The sequence below is a fragment of the Streptomyces sp. NBC_00442 genome (genome assembly GCF_036014195.1).
Classification (GTDB): Bacteria; Actinomycetota; Actinomycetes; order Streptomycetales; family Streptomycetaceae; genus Streptomyces.
The window spans coordinates 4757044-4775294 of the sequence record NZ_CP107918.1; the positions used below are offsets into that span (position 1 = coordinate 4757044).

Annotated in this window: 15 protein-coding genes; 14 read left to right on the top strand and 1 reads right to left on the bottom strand. The window is 71.3% G+C overall.

The genetic code is table 11. The features are described from left to right. The first annotated feature begins 218 nt into the window (after positions 1-218). The 11 genes from OG432_RS21230 to OG432_RS21280 all read left to right on the top strand — a co-directional run bounded on the left by OG432_RS21230 (position 219) and on the right by OG432_RS21280 (position 13910). The gene (locus OG432_RS21230) at positions 219-2321 is read left to right on the top strand and encodes a bifunctional polysaccharide deacetylase/glycosyltransferase family 2 protein (RefSeq protein ID WP_328315185.1); all 2103 of its coding nucleotides are present in this window, start codon (positions 219-221) and stop codon (positions 2319-2321) included. Continuing rightward, a complete protein-coding gene (locus tag OG432_RS21235; RefSeq protein ID WP_328312537.1) occupies positions 2318-3475 on the top strand; it encodes an acyltransferase family protein in 1158 nt (385 codons plus the stop codon). Before OG432_RS21230 ends, OG432_RS21235 begins: the two co-directional genes overlap by 4 nt. 143 nt (positions 3476-3618) lie before the next feature. Then, positions 3619-4956, top strand: coding sequence for a nitrate/nitrite transporter (locus OG432_RS21240; RefSeq protein ID WP_328312538.1), 1338 nt, complete (start codon positions 3619-3621; stop codon positions 4954-4956). Between the two features lie 103 nt (positions 4957-5059). Further along, a complete protein-coding gene (locus OG432_RS21245) occupies positions 5060-6214 on the top strand; it encodes a uroporphyrinogen-III synthase (protein WP_328312539.1) in 1155 nt (384 codons plus the stop codon). 49 nt (positions 6215-6263) lie between these two features. Beyond that, entirely contained in the window at positions 6264-6785 is a 522-nt protein-coding gene (locus OG432_RS21250; RefSeq protein WP_328312540.1) for a GNAT family N-acetyltransferase, read from the top strand. A gap of 78 nt (positions 6786-6863) precedes the next feature. Continuing rightward, positions 6864-7424 carry a CGNR zinc finger domain-containing protein gene (locus tag OG432_RS21255; protein WP_328312541.1) on the top strand — a complete coding sequence of 187 codons (561 nt, stop codon included), beginning with the start codon at positions 6864-6866 and terminating at the stop codon, positions 7422-7424. Between the two features lie 90 nt (positions 7425-7514). After that, a complete protein-coding gene (locus tag OG432_RS21260; RefSeq protein WP_328315186.1) occupies positions 7515-8102 on the top strand; it encodes a sigma-70 family RNA polymerase sigma factor in 588 nt (195 codons plus the stop codon). Beyond that, positions 8099-8860, top strand: a complete 762-nt coding sequence (locus OG432_RS21265; RefSeq protein WP_328312542.1) for an anti-sigma factor family protein — start codon at positions 8099-8101, stop codon at positions 8858-8860. Before OG432_RS21260 ends, OG432_RS21265 begins: the two co-directional genes overlap by 4 nt. Before the next feature lie 117 nt (positions 8861-8977). Next, the gene (locus OG432_RS21270; protein ID WP_328312543.1) at positions 8978-11371 is read left to right on the top strand and encodes a HelD family protein; all 2394 of its coding nucleotides are present in this window, start codon (positions 8978-8980) and stop codon (positions 11369-11371) included. Positions 11372-11821: 450 nt separating this feature from the next. Next, positions 11822-13255: an NAD-dependent malic enzyme gene (locus OG432_RS21275; RefSeq protein WP_328312544.1), complete on the top strand. Its 1434-nt coding sequence runs from the start codon at positions 11822-11824 to the stop codon at positions 13253-13255. 373 nt (positions 13256-13628) lie between these two features. After that, the gene (locus OG432_RS21280; protein WP_003968811.1) at positions 13629-13910 is read left to right on the top strand and encodes an HU family DNA-binding protein; all 282 of its coding nucleotides are present in this window, start codon (positions 13629-13631) and stop codon (positions 13908-13910) included. Between the two features lie 185 nt (positions 13911-14095). Here OG432_RS21280 and murA read toward each other — a convergent pair whose 3' ends face one another. After that, the gene (murA, locus tag OG432_RS21285) at positions 14096-15436 is read right to left on the bottom strand and encodes a UDP-N-acetylglucosamine 1-carboxyvinyltransferase (RefSeq protein WP_328312545.1); all 1341 of its coding nucleotides are present in this window, start codon (positions 15434-15436) and stop codon (positions 14096-14098) included. A 233-nt stretch (positions 15437-15669) separates the two neighbouring features. Between murA and OG432_RS21290 the strand changes: the two genes are divergently transcribed. The 3 genes from OG432_RS21290 to OG432_RS21300 all read left to right on the top strand — a co-directional run bounded on the left by OG432_RS21290 (position 15670) and on the right by OG432_RS21300 (position 18247). Further along, positions 15670-16269, top strand: coding sequence for a YqgE/AlgH family protein (locus tag OG432_RS21290; protein WP_328312546.1), 600 nt, complete (start codon positions 15670-15672; stop codon positions 16267-16269). A 123-nt stretch (positions 16270-16392) separates the two neighbouring features. Then, on the top strand, positions 16393-16680 hold the full coding sequence (locus OG432_RS21295; protein ID WP_267052954.1) for a DUF3039 domain-containing protein: 288 nt from the start codon (positions 16393-16395) through the stop codon (positions 16678-16680). Between the two features lie 232 nt (positions 16681-16912). Next, complete coding sequence (locus OG432_RS21300; protein ID WP_328312547.1) at positions 16913-18247, top strand: extracellular solute-binding protein; 1335 nt, start codon at positions 16913-16915, stop codon at positions 18245-18247. The last annotated feature ends 4 nt before the right edge of the window (positions 18248-18251 follow it).

Sequence of the window (18251 nt, forward strand, 5' to 3'; positions counted from 1 at the left end):
CCCCAGCACTCCACCTCGCCGGCCCGTCCGGCGCAGCACCGCCGGCTCGTCCGGCGTCCGAACACCGCCCTTCAGGACCGCCCGCAGCGGTCCGGACCGGCGGCCCTGTGCACCAACCCCGTACGGCCTCCACGGCGTACCGGCCCGAAGGCGTAACGACACCTGCCATGAGAACCACCCAGGCCAAGCCGCGGCCGACGCGGCGCAAGCGGCTGCCCATGCGCTACCTGCTGCCGCTCCTGCTGCTCGTCGCGCTCGTCGCGATGCTGATGCTGCGCGGCTATGTGCACAGCGAGATCTCCGCGGACCACCGCGTGCGCGACCCCGCACCCACCGACCGGGTGCCGGACAAGATCATCGACGGCGGTCCGGTCATCGACGCGCGCGACCCCGCCAAGCCGGTCAGCCTCCAGATCCCGGACCACAAGATCGTCATCACCTTCGACGACGGCCCGGACCCCACGTGGACCCCGAAGGTCCTCGACGAGCTGAAGAAGTACCACGCGCACGCCGTCTTCTTCGTCACCGGAACCAACGCCTCGCGCTACCCGGACCTCATCAAGCGCATGGTCGCCGAGGGCCACGAGGTGGGGCTGCACACCTTCAACCACCCCGACCTGTCCTACCAGTCCAAGTCGCGCATCGACCGGGAGCTCTCCGAGAACCAGCTCGCGCTCGCGGGCGCCGCCGGCGTGCACAGCTCGCTCTTCCGGCCGCCGTACTCCTCCTTCGCCGACGCCATGGACAACGACACCTGGCCGATCGTCCAGTACGTCGGCAGCAAGGGCTACGTCGTGGCGCTCGACTCCACCGACAGCGAGGACTGGCAGCGCCCCGGCGTCAAGAAGATCATCCACAATGCCACCCCGGAGGACGACAAGGGCGCCATCGTGCTCATGCACGACTTCGGCGGCGACCGCTCGCAGACCGTGGCCGCGCTCGACAAGTTCCTGCCGGACATGCAGGAGTCGGGGTACACCTTCGTCAACCTCACCACCGCGCTCGGCGCGCCCAGTGCGCTGACTCCGGTCAGCGGGATGGACCTGTGGAAGGGCGAGGCGTTCGTCGGCGCCGTCCAGGTCGCCGAGCACACCACCGACTTCCTCGTCGTCGGCCTCGCCATCATCGGTGTGCTGGTCTTCGCCCGCTTCGGCCTGATGCTGGTGCTCTCCTTCGTGCACGCCCGCAGGGTCCGCAGGAAGGACTTCCAGTGGGGGCCGCCGGTCACCGAACCGGTCTCGGTGCTCGTGCCCGCGTACAACGAACGCGAATGCATCGCCAACACCGTCCGTTCGCTCATGGAGAGCGATCATCCGATCGAAGTGATCGTGATCGACGACGGTTCGAGCGACGGCACCGCCGACATCGTCGAGGCGCTCGGCCACCCCAATGTGCGCGTGGTGCGCCAGGAGAACGCCGGCAAGCCCGCGGCCCTCAACAACGGCATCGCGCACGCCCGTTACGAGATCGTCGTGATGATGGACGGCGACACCGTCTTCGAGCCGTCGACCGTACGCGAACTCGTGCAGCCCTTCGGCAACACGCGCGTCGGCGCCGTGGCCGGCAACGCCAAGGTCGGCAACCGCAACTCGCTGATCGGCGCCTGGCAGCACATCGAGTACGTGATGGGCTTCAACCTCGACCGCCGCATGTACGACCTGATGGGCATCATGCCCACCATCCCCGGCGCGGTCGGCGCCTTCCGCCGCCAGGCCCTGGAACGGGTCGGCGGCATGAGCGAGGACACCCTCGCCGAGGACACCGACATCACCATGGCCATCCACCGCGACGGCTGGCGCGTGGTCTACTCCGAGAACGCCCGCGCCTGGACCGAGGCGCCCGAGTCCGTCCAGCAGCTGTGGTCGCAGCGCTACCGCTGGTCGTACGGCACCATGCAGGCGATCTGGAAGCACCGCGGCGCCATCAAGGACCGCGGCGCGTCCGGCCGCTTCGGCCGCGTCGGCCTCCCGCTGGTCGCCCTGTTCATGGTGGTGGCGCCGCTGCTCGCGCCGCTCATCGACATCTTCCTGCTCTACGGCATCGTCTTCGGCAAGACCGAACAGACCATCGTGGCCTGGCTCGTCGTCCTCGCGATCCAGGGGGTGTGCGCGGCGTACGCCTTCCGGCTCGACAAGGAACGCCTCACCCACCTCCTCTCGCTCCCCCTCCAGCAGGTCCTCTACCGGCAGTTGATGTACGTCGTGCTGCTCCAGTCCTGGATCACCGCGGTGACCGGCGGCCGGCTGCGCTGGCAGAAGCTGCGCCGCACCGGCGTCGTCGAGGCGCCGGGCAACCCGGCCGAGCGGAAGGCCGCACGATGACCTCCTACGTGGAGGTGCCGGAGGCGGCGGCGACCCCGCCCGCCCCGGCACCCCGGACGCCCGTGCGCGACCGGTACTTCGACTTCCTGCGCGCCCTGGCCCTGTTCCGGGTGGTGCTCTACCACCTGATGGGCTGGGCCTGGCTGCCGCTCGCCTTCCCCTCCATGGGCGTGATGTTCGCGCTCGCCGGCAACCTGATGGCCCGCTCCCTCAAGCGTCCCGCCGTCCAGGTCGTACGCGGCCGGCTGCGCCGGCTCCTGCCGCCGATGTGGCTGCTCGGCGCCGTCGGCATCACCGGCATGCTCGCCCAGGGCTGGGGCCCCGACTCCGAAGGGCACCCCGCCTGGTGGTGGGGGCACCTGCTGTTCTGGGTGGTCCCGCTCAGCGATCCGCCGTACGCCGCAGGCCTGCCCGGCATCCACCACGTGCTCGGCGACGACTGGGGCGCCAACCTCGCCGAACCGCTCTGGTACCTGCGCGCCTACCTGTGGTTCGTGCTGCTCTCGCCGCTGTTCCGGGCCATGCTCCGCCGCGCCGCGTGGCCGACGATCCTGGCGCCGGTCGCGCTCTCCGCGCTCCTGGAGTTCGTCGACCTCGGGCTTCCCGAGCGCATCGACTCCGCGCTCACCGACTTCGCCACCTTCGGCGCCTGCTGGATCCTCGGCATGGCCCACCAGGCCGGAGTCCTGCGGAAGCTGCCCGGCTATCTCGTGCCGTCACTCGCGCCCATCGTGATGGCCGTCGGCTACGGGTGGGCGGTGCACGGCGGGTTCTCGATCACCGGCTCCACCGAACTCGACTCGATCCCGCTCGCCCAGGCCCTGTGGTCGCTCGGGTCGGTGCTCCTGCTGCTCCACATCAGCCCCTCGTGGGCCCAGTGGCCGGCCGCGCTGCGCCGCTGGGACCGGCTGATCACCCTGCTCAACTCCCGAGCCGTCACGGTCTACCTGTGGCACAACCTGTGCATCCTGGTCGCCGCCACCGTCTGGGACGACCTGTGGAGCATCGACGCGCTCGCGGGCGCGGGCGAGTTCCTCAACAGCTCGTGGCCGGTGCTCGCCGTGACCTGGGTCCTCATCGGCCTGTGCGTGCTGTGCTTCGGCTGGGTCGAGGACGTGGCGGCCAAGCGCCGCCCACGGCTCTGGCCCGTCTGACCCGAGGGCAGGGCGGCGGTCTCACCGCCGCCGCCCGCCCCGCGTGAACACACGGTTGCACCCCGGTCACCGGGCGGCACGCGGCCGAAACCCGCCCTTCCTACGGTCGCTCCCACGAGAGGCGAACCGACCGTGGAGGCAAGATGACCGGCCGCTGGATCGAACGGTGGGACCCGGAGGACGACACCTTCTGGCGCGAGGGCGGCGCACGCGTCGCCCGGCGCAACCTCGTCCTGTCCGTGTTCTGCGAACACATCGGGTTCTCCCTGTGGAGCCTGTGGTCGGTCATGGTCCTGTTCATGGGCCCGGCCTACGGCGTGGATCCGGCGGGCAAGTTCTTCCTCATCTCGCTCGCGACCCTCGTCGGCGCCCTCGCCCGCATCCCCTACACCTTCGCCGTCGCCCGTTTCGGCGGCCGCAACTGGAGCGTCTTCAGCTCCCTGCTGCTCCTGGTCCCGGCCGGCGCCGCCTGGTTCGCGATGGAGCCCGGCACCTCCTACGCCACGTTCCTGCTCGTCGCGGCCCTGGCCGGCGTCGGCGGAGGCAACTTCGCCTCCTCGATGACCAACATCAACGCCTTCTTCCCGCTGCGCGAGAAGGGCTGGGCGCTCGGCCTCAACGCGGGCGGCGGCAACATCGGCGTACCGGTCGTACAACTCGTCGGGCTGCTCGTCATCGCGACGGCGGGCGCCGCACACCCGCGCCTCGTGCTCGCCGTGTACCTGCCGCTCATCGTGGCCGCCGGGCTCGGCGCCGCCCTCGGAATGGACAACCTGGCGCCGGTGCGCAACGACACCGGGGCCGTCCGGGAGGCGCTGCGCGACGCGCACACCTGGATCATGGCCCTCCTCTACCTCGGCACGTTCGGCTCGTTCATCGGCTACAGCTTCGCCTTCGGCCTGGTGCTCCAGACCCAGTTCGGGCGCACCCCGCTGGGGGCCGCCTCGCTCACCTTCATCGGGCCGCTGATCGGCTCGGTGATCCGGCCGCTCGGCGGCCGCCTCGCCGACCGCTACGGCGGCGCCCGCATCACCCTGGGCACCTTCGCCGCCATGGCCGCCGCCACCGGCGTCGTCCTGTACGCCTCCGTCCACACCTCGCTGCCCGTCTTCCTCACCGGGTTCATCGCCCTGTTCGCGCTGAGCGGGCTCGGCAACGGCTCCACGTACAAGATGATCCCCGCCATCTTCCAGGCGAAGGCGTACGCCCGCGGCCTGACGGGTGAGACGGCCGCGGCGCACGGGCGGCGCCTTTCGGGGGCGGCCATGGGCCTGGTCGGGGCGGTCGGCGCGCTCGGCGGCCTCGCCGTCAACCTCGCCTTCCGCCAGTCCTTCCAGAGCTCGGGCACCGGCACCGCCGCCTTCACCGCCTTCCTCGGCTGCTACGCGGCGTGCTCAGCGGTGACCTGGGCCGTATACGTGCGCAGGCCCGCACCGGCCCCCTCCCGCGCCGAACCCGCGCCCGCAGGCGCCAAGGTGTGATCCTGGTCGGCGGGGCGGGACGTAACAGCGGGGAAACCGAGGTGAACCGCGCACGTCACGCCCCGTTGGCAGGCTCGGCCGTCACCGCACCACCTGGAGAGTCATGACCGCAGCACCACCAGCGGCCGCACCCCACGGGCCGCTCGCCGGGTTCACCGTCGGGGTCACCGCCGCCCGCCGCGCCGACGAACTCGCCGCGCTGCTCACCCGGCGCGGCGCCGCCGTCCTCCACGCGCCCGCACTGCGCATCGTGCCGCTCGCCGACGACAGCGAACTCCTCGCCACCACACGCCAGTTGATCGCCGACACCCCCGACACGGTGGTGGCCACCACCGCCATCGGATTCCGCGGCTGGATCGAGGCCGCCGACGGCTGGGGCATGGGCGACGCACTCCTCGACACTCTCAGGGGCGTCGAACTCCTCGCCCGCGGCCCCAAGGTGAAGGGCGCGGTACGGGCGGCGGGGCTCACCGAACGCTGGTCGCCCGCCTCCGAGTCGATGGCCGAGGTCCTGGACCGGCTGCTCGACGAGGGCGTGGCGGGCCGGCGCATCGCGATCCAGCTGCACGGCGAACCCCTGCCGGGGTTCGTGGAATCGCTGCGCGCGGGCGGCGCGCAGGTCGTCGGAGTACCGGTCTACCGGTGGATGCCGCCGCAGGACATGGCGCCGCTCGACCGGCTCCTGGACGCCACCGTCTCGCGCGGCCTGGACGCGCTCACCTTCACCAGCGCCCCCGCCGCGGCCTCGCTCCTGAAGCGGGCCGAGGAACGCGGCCTGCTCGACGCGCTGCTCGCCGCCCTGCACGACGACGTCCTCACGGTCTGCGTCGGCCCCGTCACCGCACTCCCGCTCCAGGCGCGCGGCGTGACCACGCTCGCCCCCGAACGCTTCCGCCTGGGACCCCTTGTCCAGCTCCTGTGCGCCGAACTCCCGGCGCGGGCACCGGTGTTGCCCCTGGCGGGAAGCCGCGTCGAGATCCGCGGCCAAGCGGCGCTCGTGGACGGCGAGTTGAAGCCGGTGCCGCCCGCCGGCATGGCCCTGCTGCGCACCCTGGCCCGCCGCCCCGGCTGGGTGGTGCCCCGCGCCGAACTGCTCCGCGCGCTGCCCGGCTCGGGCACCGACGAACACGCGGTGGAGACGGCAATGGCCCGCCTGCGCACGGCACTTGACGCCCCGCGCGTCATCCAGACCGTGGTCAAGCGCGGCTACCGACTCGCGCTCGACCCGGCGGTGGACGCGAAGTACGCGGACGACTGAGGCCACCTCGCGCGACGCGGCCGGCCGCGTCACGCGTTACCGTACGCCCATGACGACACTGCGCCCGGCCGAGCCATCCGACACCCCCGCGATAGCCGCCGCCCTGCTGCGCAACCGGGAGCACATGCGGCCCTGGGAGCCGTACCGGCCCGAGTCCTTCTACACCGCAGACGGTCTCGCGGAGCGGTTCGCCGAGCCGGGCGTGCGGCGCTGGCTGCGCGTCGACGGGGAGCGGGTGGTGGGGCAGTTCACGCTGAGCGGCATCGTGCTCGGCCCGCTGTGCAGCGCGAGCCTGGGGTACTGGGTCGACGCCGAATACAACGGACGGGGCATCGCCACCAGCAGCGTCGAGGAGGTCTGCCGCCTCGCCGTCGACGAGCTGGGCCTGCACCGGATCGAGGCGGGCACCGTGCTGCACAACCACGCCTCCCAGCGGGTCCTCGCCAAGGCCGGGTTCGAGGAGTACGGCCTCGCGCCGCGCTATCTGCACATCCACGGCGAGTGGCGCGACCACCGGCTCTTCCAGCGCATCCTGCACGACGGCCCGCCCGTGGAGGCCGCGGGCCGGTAGGAGGGCTACCGGGGGCGGCCCCGGACGGGCACTCTGGGTGTAGGCACTCACCGGTAACCCCTAGGCGGTGACAGGCGCATGGTGCGGTTCGACTCCGGGCGGATCTGTCTGGATCTGCTGGCGACCGGGGCGTACGAGAGGGAACAGCTGGGCAGCACCGAGGAGCTGGGCCGCTGGCTGCTCGGCGCCGGGCTCGTCCCGAGCGGCACCCCGCTCGCCGGCCTCGACGGCGACTGGCCCGCCCGGTTCGTCGAACTGCGGCGCTGCATCAGCCGGTTGGTCTACGTCGAGCTCGGCGGGCCGGCCCAGGGCGCGCCCGCCGCGCTGGACCGCATCAACGCGCTCGCCGCGGCCCCGACGCCGGGCGTGCGCGCGATCCGGGGCGCGGACGGCGCTCTCGTACGGGCCCTGGACCGCGCCCCCGAGTGCGGCGCGCTGCTCGCCGCGCTCGCCCGGGACGCCATCGATCTGCTCACCGACCCCGGCGCCCGTGCCCTGCTGCGCCAGTGCGAGGGCGACGCCTGCCGGCTGCTCTACCTCGACACCTCACGCGGGCGCAGGCGCCGCTGGTGCTCCAGCGAGGTGTGCGGGAACCGCGAGCGGGTGGCCCGGCACCGGCGCCGCGTGGCCGCGCCGTGAAGGACTGCCCGAGAAAATCGCCGCCGCTTTGAATGGTTCCCGACAACCGCCCGTATGGAGAGACGTACCGGCGCGCGGCCGCGCACCGGGATGGTCTCGACCTGGAGGTGCCGGTTGCGCAAGGATGCCGCCGTGGCCGATGACCGTCCGCGCGGCGCCCGACACCGCTCCGCGCCCGACGAGGAGCTGATGCGAGCGCTGTACCGCGAACACGCGGGGCCGCTGCTCGGGTACGTCATGCGTCTCGTGGCCGGCGACCGCCAGCGGGCCGAGGACGTCGTGCAGGAGACGCTCATCCGTGCCTGGAAGAACGCCGGTCAGCTCAACCGGGCCACCGGTTCGGTCCGCCCCTGGCTGGTGACGGTCGCGCGTCGCATCGTCATCGACGGCCACCGCAGCCGGCAGGCCCGGCCGCAGGAGGTCGATCCGTCGCCGCTGGAGGTCATGCCCGCGGAGGACGAGATCGACAAGGCGTTGTGGCTGATGACCCTCTCGGACGCGCTCGACGACCTCACCCCGGCCCATCGGGAGGCCCTCGTCGAGACGTACTTCAAGGGACGTACGGTCAATGAGGCTGCCCAGGCGCTCGGCGTGCCCAGCGGGACCGTGCGGTCCCGGGTGTTCTACGCCCTGCGCTCGATGAAGCTCGCACTGGAGGAACGGGGGGTGACGGCATGACGACCGGGGAGTACGCCGAGGGCTCGGTGCACGAGGCGGTCGGCGCGTACGCGCTCGGCATCCTCGACGACGCCGAGGCCACCGCCTTCGAGGCCCACCTCGCGGGGTGCGAGTGGTGCGCCGCCGAGCTGGACGCCCTGGCCGGCATGGAGCCGATGCTGGCCACCCTCAAGGAGTTCCCGGGCCCCGCCGCCCAGCCGCTGCGGCCGGTGCCGCCCGGGATGACGCAGGGCCTGATCAACGAGGTCGCGGCCCAGCGCGCCCGGCGCAGGCGCCGCACCACGTACCTGGTGGCGGCCGCGGCCGCGCTGATCGTGGGAGGGCCCGCGATCGCGGTGGTGGCGACCTCGTCGGGCACCGGCACCCACCAGAGCGCCTCGGCCGATCCGACGAGCCCGGCCGAGGACGCCTTCTTCAACCACATGACCCAGAAGGTCTCCGCGACCGACCCGACGACGGGAACCACCGCGACCGTCGGCACCGAGCCCAAGGCCTGGGGCACCCACACCGTCCTGGAGCTCAAGAACGTCAAGGGTCCGCTGAAGTGCAGCCTGATCGCGGTCGGCAAGAACGGCGACAAGGAGACCGTGACGTCCTGGGCGGTCCCCGCCTGGGGCTACGGCATCGCGGACAGCCCGCACGTGTCGGCGCGCTACCCGCTGTACGTGCACGGCGGCACCGCGCTGAACCGCGACCAGATCGACCACTTCGAGGTCCGTACGTTCGACGGGAAGGCGCTGGTGGACGTCCCGGCGTGAGCCACCTGCCGGGACATGGGTCCCGACATGCGGTGTCGCGCCGGATTGTGGCCTGACAAGGGGCCCCCCTTCGCGTACGGTTGACGGCTGCCCAATGCACGTCAGAAGGGGGCCTCGGTGGCCGCGCAGGATGCCGCTGTCGATTCCGCTGCCGGTACCTCCGAATCCGCGGTGGATTCGGTCCGGGAACGCGAAATCGCTGGTGAACAGGTACATCTGGACCAGGTGTACCGCCGCCTGGAGGAGAAGATCCATGAGGCGGAGTTCCTGATGAACGACGCCGCCAAGCGCGGTCAGGTCGGGACGCCAGGCGCCCTCGCCGAACGTGACGCCCAGGTCTTCCGGGCGGGGGTCCATCTGAACCGGCTCAACAACGAGTTCGAGGACTTCCTCTTCGGCCGGATCGACCTGCTGCTCGGAAAGGACGGCAAGAAGGGCCCGGACGGCGCGTACACCTCGATCGAGCCCGCCGAGGACGCGGTGCGTCCCGACGGCACGGCCGACATCGCGGAGACCCTGCACATCGGCCGGATCGGCGTTCTGGACGCCGACTACTCGCCGCTGGTCATCGACTGGCGGGCGCCGGCCGCGGCGCCCTTCTACCGCTCGACGCCGGTCGACCCCGGCCGTGTCGTACGCCGCCGCGTCATCCGCTCCAAGGGCCGCAAGGTGCTCGGTGTCGAGGACGACCTCATGCGCCCGGAGCTCACGGCGACCCTGAACGGCGCCGGGCTGCCCGTCATCGGCGACGGCGCCCTGATGGCGGCGCTCGGCCAGGCCCGCAGCCACACCATGCGCGACATCGTCGCCTCCATCCAGGCTGAGCAGGACATGGTGATCAGGGCGCCCGCCGCCTCCGTCACCTACGTCGAGGGCGGCCCCGGCACCGGGAAGACCGCCGTCGCGCTGCACCGCGCGGCCTACCTGCTCTACCAGGACCGGCGCCGCTACGCGGGCGGCATCCTGATCGTCTCGCCGACGCCGCTGCTCGTCTCGTACACCGAGGGCGTGCTGCCCTCGCTCGGCGAGGAGGGCCAGGTCGCGATCCGCGCGGTCGGCAACCTCGTGGACGGCGCGGAGGCCACCGAGTACGACGATCCCGCGGTCGCCCGCATCAAGGGCTCCTCCCGCATGCTCCACGTGCTGCGCAAGGCCGCCAGGGGCGCCCTCGAAGGGCCGGGGGAGCGCTCCGGGCGGTCCAGACGGCGCGGCGGCGAACAGCTCGCCCTCGGCGAACAGGCGCCCGCACCGGAACCCGCCCAGCGGCTGCGCGTCGTCGCGTTCGGCGCCCGCGTCGAGCTGGAGGCCGACGAGCTGCGGCGCATCCGGCAGACCGTGCTCAGCGGCACCGCGCCCGTCAACCTGCTGCGCCCGCGCGCCCGCAGGCTGCTGCTCGATGCCCTGTGGTCGAAGTCCGGCGCGAACGGCCGCCACACCGACCCCGAGCTGGCCGCCGAACTGCGCTCCTCCTTCGACGACGACATCGCGTCCGAGGACGCCTTCATCGCCTTCCTCGACGCCTGGTGGCCGGAGCTGACCCCGCGCGGGGTGCTCGCCGCGATGGCCGACGAGCGGCGCCTGGCGCGCTGGGCCCGCCGGGTGCTCAATCAGGGCGAGGTGCGGCGCCTGGCCCGCTCGCTCGCCCGGACCGCGAACGGCGCGTTCTCGGTGCACGACGTGGCCCTGCTCGACGAGCTGGAGACGCTGCTCGGCGCCCCGGCCCGGCCCAAGCGCAAGCGCGAGTACGACCCGCTGGACGCGCTCACCGGCCTCGAAGAGCTCATGCCCCACCGGGAGGAGACCCAGCGCGAGCGCGCCGAGCGGCTCGCCCTCGAACGCACCGAGTACGCGCACGTCATCGTCGACGAGGCGCAGGACCTCACGCCGATGCAGTGGCGCATGGTCGGGCGGCGCGGGCGTACCGCCACCTGGACGATCGTGGGCGACCCCGCGCAGTCCTCCTGGTCCGACCCGGACGAAGCGGCCGAGGCCCGCGACGAGGCGCTCGGCAGCCGCCCGCGCCGCCGCTTCGAGCTGACCGTCAACTACCGCAACCCCGCCGAGATCGCCGAACTGGCTGCGAAGGTACTGGAGTTGGCGATGCCGGGCATGAAGTCGCCGGCCGCCGTCCGCTCCACGGGCGTGGAGCCCCGGTTCGCGGTCGTGCGCGACGGGGACCTGGCCCGCTCGGTGCGCGAGGAGGCGGGTCGGCTGCTCGACCGGGTGGACGGCACGGTGGGCGTGGTCGTCGCGATGCGGCGCCGCGAGCAGGCCGCGCGCTGGCTCGCGGGGCTCGGCGACCGCGTGGTGGCGCTCGGCAGCCTGGAGGCCAAGGGCCTGGAGTACGACGCCACGGTGGTCGTCTCCCCGGCCGAGATCGCGGACGAGTCCCCGGCCGGACTGCGGGTGCTGTACGTGGCGTTGACCCGGGCGACGCAGCAGCTCACGGTCGTCTCGGGGGACCGGGACGAGCCCGACGCGGACGGGGTGCCGGACCTGCTCCGCGATTAAATTCGAGGTCAACTCGCGATGCGGGGATCACTTCCCGGGGTGGTTTGTTAGCCTGGTTGTGGCACCGGCTCGATCCAAGCCCCCGGGCCCAACCTTAGTCGCTCAGAGCGACCACTTGCCGCGAGGCGAGCATGGCGGGCCGGTGTCATCAACGTGAGAGACAGGCCCACGTCGTCTTCGGACGGCGTGGGCCTGTCGTCGTTGCCGGAGCCTTGAGCGCGGGCCCCCTCCGTCGTGGCCCTCCGGCGCGGCGCCTCGGGCCCTCCGGCCGAGGTCTCCCGGTTGGGGCTTCCGCCGGACCACCACTTTCTCGTATGGTGGAAACAACTTTCCGAAAAGGGCCGCCCATTATCGGCTACCAGCCAGTAGGTGCGACCATCGGATGGCACCGCCGCGCCACAGCCGAGGCGGTGCTAGCAACGAAGCTAGGGAAAGCAGAGGAACACGGTCATGGCAACGGCGCCCAGCGTCTCGTACTCGATGACGGTCCGCCTTGAGGTGCCCGCAAGCGGCACGGCGGTCTCCCAGCTCACCACGGTCGTCGAGTCCTCGGGCGGTTCGGTCACCGGCCTCGACGTGACCGCCTCCGGCCACGAGAAGCTGCGGATCGACGTCACCATCGCGGCCACCTCCACGTCGCACGCCGACGAGATCGTCGAGGAGCTGCGCCGCATCGAGGGCGTCACCCTCGGCAAGGTCTCCGACCGTACGTTCCTGATGCACCTCGGGGGCAAGATCGAGATGCAGTCGAAGCACCCCATCCGCAACCGTGACGACCTCTCGATGATCTACACCCCGGGTGTCGCCCGGGTGTGCATGGCGATCGCCGAGAACCCCGAGGACGCCCGGCGCCTGACCATCAAGCGCAACACCGTCGCAGTCGTGACGGACGGTTCCGCGGTGCTCGGCCTCGGCAACATCGGCCCGATGGCGGCCATGCCGGTCATGGAGGGCAAGGCGGCCCTCTTCAAGCGCTTCGCCGACATCGATGCCTGGCCGATCTGCCTGGACACCCAGGACACCGACGAGATCGTGACCATCGTCAAGGCGATCGCCCCCGGCTTCGCGGGCATCAACCTCGAAGACATCTCCGCGCCGCGCTGCTTCGAGATCGAGGCCCGGCTGCGCGAGGCCCTCGACATCCCCGTCTTCCACGACGACCAGCACGGCACCGCGATCGTGGTGCTGGCCTCGCTGACCAACGCACTGCGCGTGGTGGGCAAGGGAATTGGCGACGTACGCGTCGTCATGTCCGGTGCCGGAGCGGCCGGCACGGCCATCCTCAAGCTGCTGCTCGCCGCCGGTGTCAAGAACGCGGTCGTCGCCGACATCCACGGCGTGGTGCACGCGGGCCGCGCCGACCTCGTCGACGCGGACCCCGAGTCGGCGCTGCGCTGGATCGCCGACAACACCAACCCCGAGGGCCTCACCGGCACGCTCAAGGAGGCCGTGGTCGGCGCCGACGTCTTCATCGGCGTCTCCGCCCCCAACGTCCTGAACGGCGACGACGTCGCGGCGATGGCCGACGGCGCGATCGTGTTCGCGCTCGCGAACCCGGACCCCGAGGTGGACCCGGCGATCGCCCGCGAGACCGCGGCAGTTGTCGCCACCGGCCGCTCGGACTTCCCCAACCAGATCAACAACGTGCTGGTCTTCCCGGGTGTCTTCCGCGGTCTGCTGGACGCGCAGTCCCGCACCGTCAACACCGAGATGATGCTGGCGGCGGCCGGCGCGCTGGCCGACGTCGTCGCCGAGGACGAACTCAACGCGAACTACATCATCCCGTCGGTCTTCAACGACAAGGTGGCCGGAGCGGTCGCCGGGGCCGTCCGCAACGCCGCCAAGGCCGCCGGCGCCGCTGTGACGGGCCCCACGTCGGCCTGAGCTACGGCGCGTCGCGGGATGCGGGCCCAGTAACGCCCCCTTAGGGTGGCGGACCATGACCCGCATCCGCACCGGCCCTGGTCGGGGAGTCCCACCGTGTCGACGGAGCGTCACCTCGCTGAGGCGTTGGCGCTTTTCGTGTGACCCGGTGTGACTCGGGAGAGTGCCGGATTGGCTTTCCCGCCGTAGGTGGGGGCAGGATGCTTCCCCAAGGACTTCGTCCAGGGGGGACCCCCAGGACGCGAGGTCGTGCAAGCGGACCCGAGTCCGGGGACTGTCCGAGGGCCCTGGCAGCATCGGCTTCGCTGTATTCAACATGCGGCTTCCGCCGCGTGGCACGCCTCACAGGCAAGAAGAACACGGGAGTAAGAACATGAACCGCAGTGAGCTGGTGGCCGCGCTGGCCGACCGCGCAGAGGTGACCCGCAAGGACGCCGACGCCGTGCTGGCCGCTCTCGCCGAGACCGTCGGCGAGATCGTCGCCAAGGGCGACGAGAAGGTCACCATCCCCGGCTTCCTGACCTTCGAGCGCACCCACCGTGCCGCTCGTACCGCTCGTAACCCGCAGACCGGCGACCCGATCAACATCCCGGCCGGCTACAGCGTGAAGGTCTCCGCGGGCTCGAAGCTCAAGGAAGCCGCCAAGGGCAAGTAAGCGTCCTCTGCTCCGCAGGGTCGCTCAGCAGCAACACAGAGGGCGGCCACCCTGGAAACAGGGTGGCCGCCCTTTTGCGTACCCGCTTTCGTGTGCGGACCGTTCGCGCGGTTTCCCGCCCCTTACGGGGCTCGGTGGAGTCCACCGCCGGCGCGCACGGGGGCCGGGGCGGAGCCCCGGCGGGGTCAGATCAGGGAACCGTTGGGGAGTTCTACCTTCGCGCCGAGGCTTTCGAGCTTCTCCATGAAGTTCTCGTAGCCCCGGTTGATCAGGTCGATCCCGTGCACCCGGGACGTGCCCTGGGCCGCCAGCGCCGCGATGAGGTACGAGAACCCGCCCCGCAGGTCCGGGATGACCAGATCGGCGCCCTGGAGCTTCGTGGGGCCGCTCACGACCGCGGAGTGCAGGAAGTTGCGCTGGCCGAAGCGACAGTTCGAGCCGCCCAGGCACTCGCGGTACAGCTGGATGTGCGCACCCATCTGGTTGAGCGCCGAGGTGAAGCCGAGCCGCGACTCGTACACCGTCTCGTGGACGATGGACAGGCCGGTGGCCTGCGTGAGGGCGACGACCAGCGGCTGCTGCCAGTCGGTCTGGAAGCCCGGGTGCACGTCGGTTTCGAGCGCGATGGACTTGAGCGAGCCGCCGGGGTGCCAGAAGCGGATGCCCTCGTCGTCGATCTCGAAGGCGCCACCCACCTTCCGGTAGGTGTTCAGGAACGTCATCATCGAGCGCTGCTGGGCGCCGCGGACGTAGATGTTGCCCTCGGTCGCCAGCGCGGCGGACGCCCACGAGGCGGCCTCCAGGCGGTCCGAGAGGGCGCGGTGGGTGTACCCGCCGAGCACGTCGACACCGGTGACCCGGATGGTCCGGTCGGTGTCCATGGCGATGATCGCGCCCATTTTCTGCAGCACGCAGATGAGGTCCTCGATCTCCGGCTCGACCGCCGCGTTGGACAGCTCGGTCACGCCCTCCGCGAGGACGGCCGTCAGGAGCACCTGCTCCGTCGCGCCGACCGAGGGGTACGGCAGCGTGATCTTGCAGCCGCGAAGGCGCTGGGGGGCCTCCAGGTACTGGCCGTCCGCCCGCTTCTCGATGGTCGCGCCGAACTGGCGCAGCACCTCGAAGTGGAAGTCGATGGGCCGGCCGCCGATGTCGCAGCCGCCGAGGCCGGGGATGAAGGCGTGGCCCAGGCGGTGCAGGAGCGGGCCGCACAGCAGGATCGGGATCCGCGAGGAACCCGCGTGGGCGTCGATGTCGGCGACGTTGGCGGACTCGACGTGGGAGGGGTCGAGGATCAGCTCGCCCGGCTCGTCGCCGGGGCGCACCGTGACGCCGTGCAGCTGCAGCAGGCCCCGTACGACGCGTACGTCGCGGATGTCGGGCACATTGCGCAGTCTGCTGGGGCCGCTGCCGAGCAGGGCGGCGACCATCGCCTTCGGCACGAGGTTCTTCGCGCCGCGGACGCGGATCTCGCCCTCGAGCGGGGTTCCGCCGTGGACAAGCAGTACATCGTCTGTGCCGGTCATGAATCTCGCGTTCCGGAGTCGTCGGGCAGGGGGCAGGGATAAAGGGTAAGCGGCTTTCACCCGTGCCCCATAAGGCCGGGGACGGTTCACGTGTGTAATGAATTCGCTACAGCACGCTCCGCGCAGGTCAGCTCTGCGGAGTGTCACGGATACGGGCCGAATCCGGGCCGTTTCCCGGCGCGTGGCGGCGGCCACGTCTCCCGCGCGGGCCCGTTGTGCGGGATCATGTCGCCATGACCGAGGTGTCCTCGCTCACGGGGCGGCTGCTCGTCGCCACTCCCGCCCTGACGGATCCGAACTTCGACCGCGCGGTGGTGCTGCTCCTCGACCACGACGAGGAGGGCACGCTCGGCGTGGTCCTGAACCGTCCGACGCCGGTCGGCGTCGGCGACATCCTGGAGTCCTGGGCGGCTCTCGCGGGCGAGCCGGGGGTGGTGTTCCAGGGCGGCCCGGTCTCCCTCGACTCCGCGCTGGGCATCGCGGTGATTCCCGGCGAGGAGGGCCCTTCCCCGAGCTCTCGGCCTCGTCCGGGCGGGGGAGACCCCCTTGGCTGGCGGCGGGTGTACGGGGCGATCGGCCTGGTCGATCTGGAGGCGCCGCCGGAGCTGCTCGCGGCCGCCCTCGGCTCGTTGCGGATCTTCGCCGGGTACTCGGGCTGGGGGCCGGGCCAGCTGGAGGACGAGCTCTCGGAGGGGGCCTGGTACGTGGTCGAGTCGGAGCCGGGCGACGTGTCGTCCCCGGAACCGGAGAACCTGTGGCGGGCGGTGCTGCGCCGCCAGCGCAACGAGCTCGCGATGGTGGCGACCTATCCGGACGATCCCTCGCTCAACTGACACCGGGACCGGCACTCGGGCCGCCCGGACCGGCACCCGGACCCATGCCCGGACCGACGCCCGGACCGGCACCCGGTGACACCCCTCCACTCAATCCGGTTGCCTTCAGTACCCTTGGTGGTTATGAGCACTCTTGAGCCCGAGCGCGGGGCAGGTACGGGGACCCTCGTAGAGCCGACACCCCAGGTGTCGAACGGCGACGGCGACCACGAGCGCTTCGCCCACTACGTCCAGAAGGACAAGATCATGGCGAGCGCGCTCGACGGCACGCCCGTCGTCGCGCTCTGCGGCAAGGTCTGGGTGCCGGGGCGCGACCCGAAGAAGTACCCGGTCTGCCCGATGTGCAAGGAGATCTACGAGTCCATGAGCGCCGGCGGGGACAAGGACAAGGGCGGCAAGGACAAGAAGTAGCGAAGCAGCGAAGCGGCGAAGTAACGGAGTAGCAGGGAGCGACGTAGCAGGAAGCTCCTGCCGCCTCCACTTCAACGGCCCCCGGGGTGTGCGTGACGCACACCCCGGGGGCCGTTTTGCGTCGGTCGGCGGCTACGGGTTGTCCAGACCTCTTGCCGCGAGCTTTGCCTCCGCCATAACCTCCTCCCTGTTGTGCAGTATGCGAAACGCTCGTTGCGTATGTTGCAACGCCATGGGGAGGATTTCTGCCGTGAAGCTGCCCGAGACGTCCAAGCTGTCCGCCCGAACCGCCTTTCCACTGGCGGCCCTTGCCCTCGTCGCGCTCGCCGCGTGCGCCCCGCAGACGTCCGGCGACGGAGCGAAGGGGGACGACAAGAACGGCACCCTGCGGGTCTGGCTCTTCCAGGAGGTGAGCAACGGCCCCAAGCAGAAGGTGGTGGACAGGGCCGTGGCCGCCTTCGAGCAGGCCCACCACGGCGCCGACGTGCAGGTGGAGTACATACCCGTCGACACCCGGGCCCAGCGGATCAAGGCCGCCTTCAACGACCCCGGCTCCGCGCCCGACCTGATCGAGTACGGCAACACCGATACGGCCGGCTACGTGAAGGACGGCGGACTCGCCGACGTCAGCGCCGAGTTCGCGGCGTGGAGCGAGGCGAAGGACACCGACCCGACGGCGAAGCAGTCCGTCACGGTCGGCGGAAAGGTCTACGGCGCCCCGCTGTTCGTCGGCGTCCGAGCGCTGTACTACCGCACCGACGTCCTCAAGGACCTCGGCATCGCCGTGCCGAAGACCCAGGACGAACTGATCGCGACCGCCAAGAAGATCCACCGGGCCCAACCCGGCCTGTACGGACTCGCGGTGGGCGGTGCCTACACATACGGGGCGCTGCCGTTCCTCTGGGCCAACGGCGGCGAACTGGCCACCGAGAACGGCGGGAAATACACCTCCGCCCTCGACGGCGACGCCGCCCGCAAGGGCATCGCCGCCTACACCTCGCTCTTCGGCGACGACAACTGCCCCGCCGCCAAGTGCGCCCAGATGGGCGGCAACGCCACCGTCACCGCCTTCGCGAACGGCAAAGCGGCCATGGCGATCGGCGGGGACTTCAACCACGCAGCCGTCGAGGCCGGCACGGTCAAGGGCAAGTACGCCGTCGTGCCGCTGCCGGGCCTCGCGCCGGGCTCCGTCGCCCCGGCCTTCGCCGGCGGCAACAACATCGGTGTACTGAAGAGCAGTTCGCACCGCACGCTCGCCGTCGCCCTCATGGAGCAGCTCACCGGTAAGGCGACCCAGCGCGAGATGTTCGACGCGATGGGCTTCCTGCCGACCTACACCGACGTACGGGCCGATGTCGCGAAGAAGCAGCCGTTCGTCGAGCCCTTCGTCCGCACGCTCGCCGCGGGCGCCAAGTTCGTTCCCGCGTCGCCCGGTTGGGGCCAGATCGACTCCTCGCTCGTCCTGCCCACGATGTTCCAGGAGGTCGTCAGCGGAAAGAAGGACGTGGCCACGGCGTCGTCGGACGCGGCGAAGAAGATGAACGAGGCGTTCGGAGCGGCGGGTTGAGCCC

Bases quoted from the DNA above. Each gene is read 5' to 3' on its own strand.
- OG432_RS21230 (WP_328315185.1), top strand. From the start codon at position 219: ATGCGCTACCTGCTGCCGCTCCTGCTGCTCGTCGCGCTCGTCGCGATG.
- OG432_RS21235 (WP_328312537.1), top strand. From the start codon at position 2,318: ATGACCTCCTACGTGGAGGTGCCGGAGGCGGCGGCGACCCCGCCCGCC.
- OG432_RS21240 (WP_328312538.1), top strand. From the start codon at position 3,619: ATGACCGGCCGCTGGATCGAACGGTGGGACCCGGAGGACGACACCTTC.
- OG432_RS21245 (WP_328312539.1), top strand. From the start codon at position 5,060: ATGACCGCAGCACCACCAGCGGCCGCACCCCACGGGCCGCTCGCCGGG.
- OG432_RS21250 (WP_328312540.1), top strand. From the start codon at position 6,264: ATGACGACACTGCGCCCGGCCGAGCCATCCGACACCCCCGCGATAGCC.
- OG432_RS21255 (WP_328312541.1), top strand. From the start codon at position 6,864: ATGGTGCGGTTCGACTCCGGGCGGATCTGTCTGGATCTGCTGGCGACC.
- OG432_RS21260 (WP_328315186.1), top strand. From the start codon at position 7,515: ATGGTCTCGACCTGGAGGTGCCGGTTGCGCAAGGATGCCGCCGTGGCC.
- OG432_RS21265 (WP_328312542.1), top strand. From the start codon at position 8,099: ATGACGACCGGGGAGTACGCCGAGGGCTCGGTGCACGAGGCGGTCGGC.
- OG432_RS21275 (WP_328312544.1), top strand. From the start codon at position 11,822: ATGGCAACGGCGCCCAGCGTCTCGTACTCGATGACGGTCCGCCTTGAG.
- OG432_RS21280 (WP_003968811.1), top strand. From the start codon at position 13,629: ATGAACCGCAGTGAGCTGGTGGCCGCGCTGGCCGACCGCGCAGAGGTG.
- murA (WP_328312545.1), bottom strand. From the start codon at position 15,436: ATGACCGGCACAGACGATGTACTGCTTGTCCACGGCGGAACCCCGCTC.
- OG432_RS21290 (WP_328312546.1), top strand. From the start codon at position 15,670: ATGACCGAGGTGTCCTCGCTCACGGGGCGGCTGCTCGTCGCCACTCCC.
- OG432_RS21295 (WP_267052954.1), top strand. From the start codon at position 16,393: ATGAGCACTCTTGAGCCCGAGCGCGGGGCAGGTACGGGGACCCTCGTA.
- OG432_RS21300 (WP_328312547.1), top strand. From the start codon at position 16,913: ATGGGGAGGATTTCTGCCGTGAAGCTGCCCGAGACGTCCAAGCTGTCC.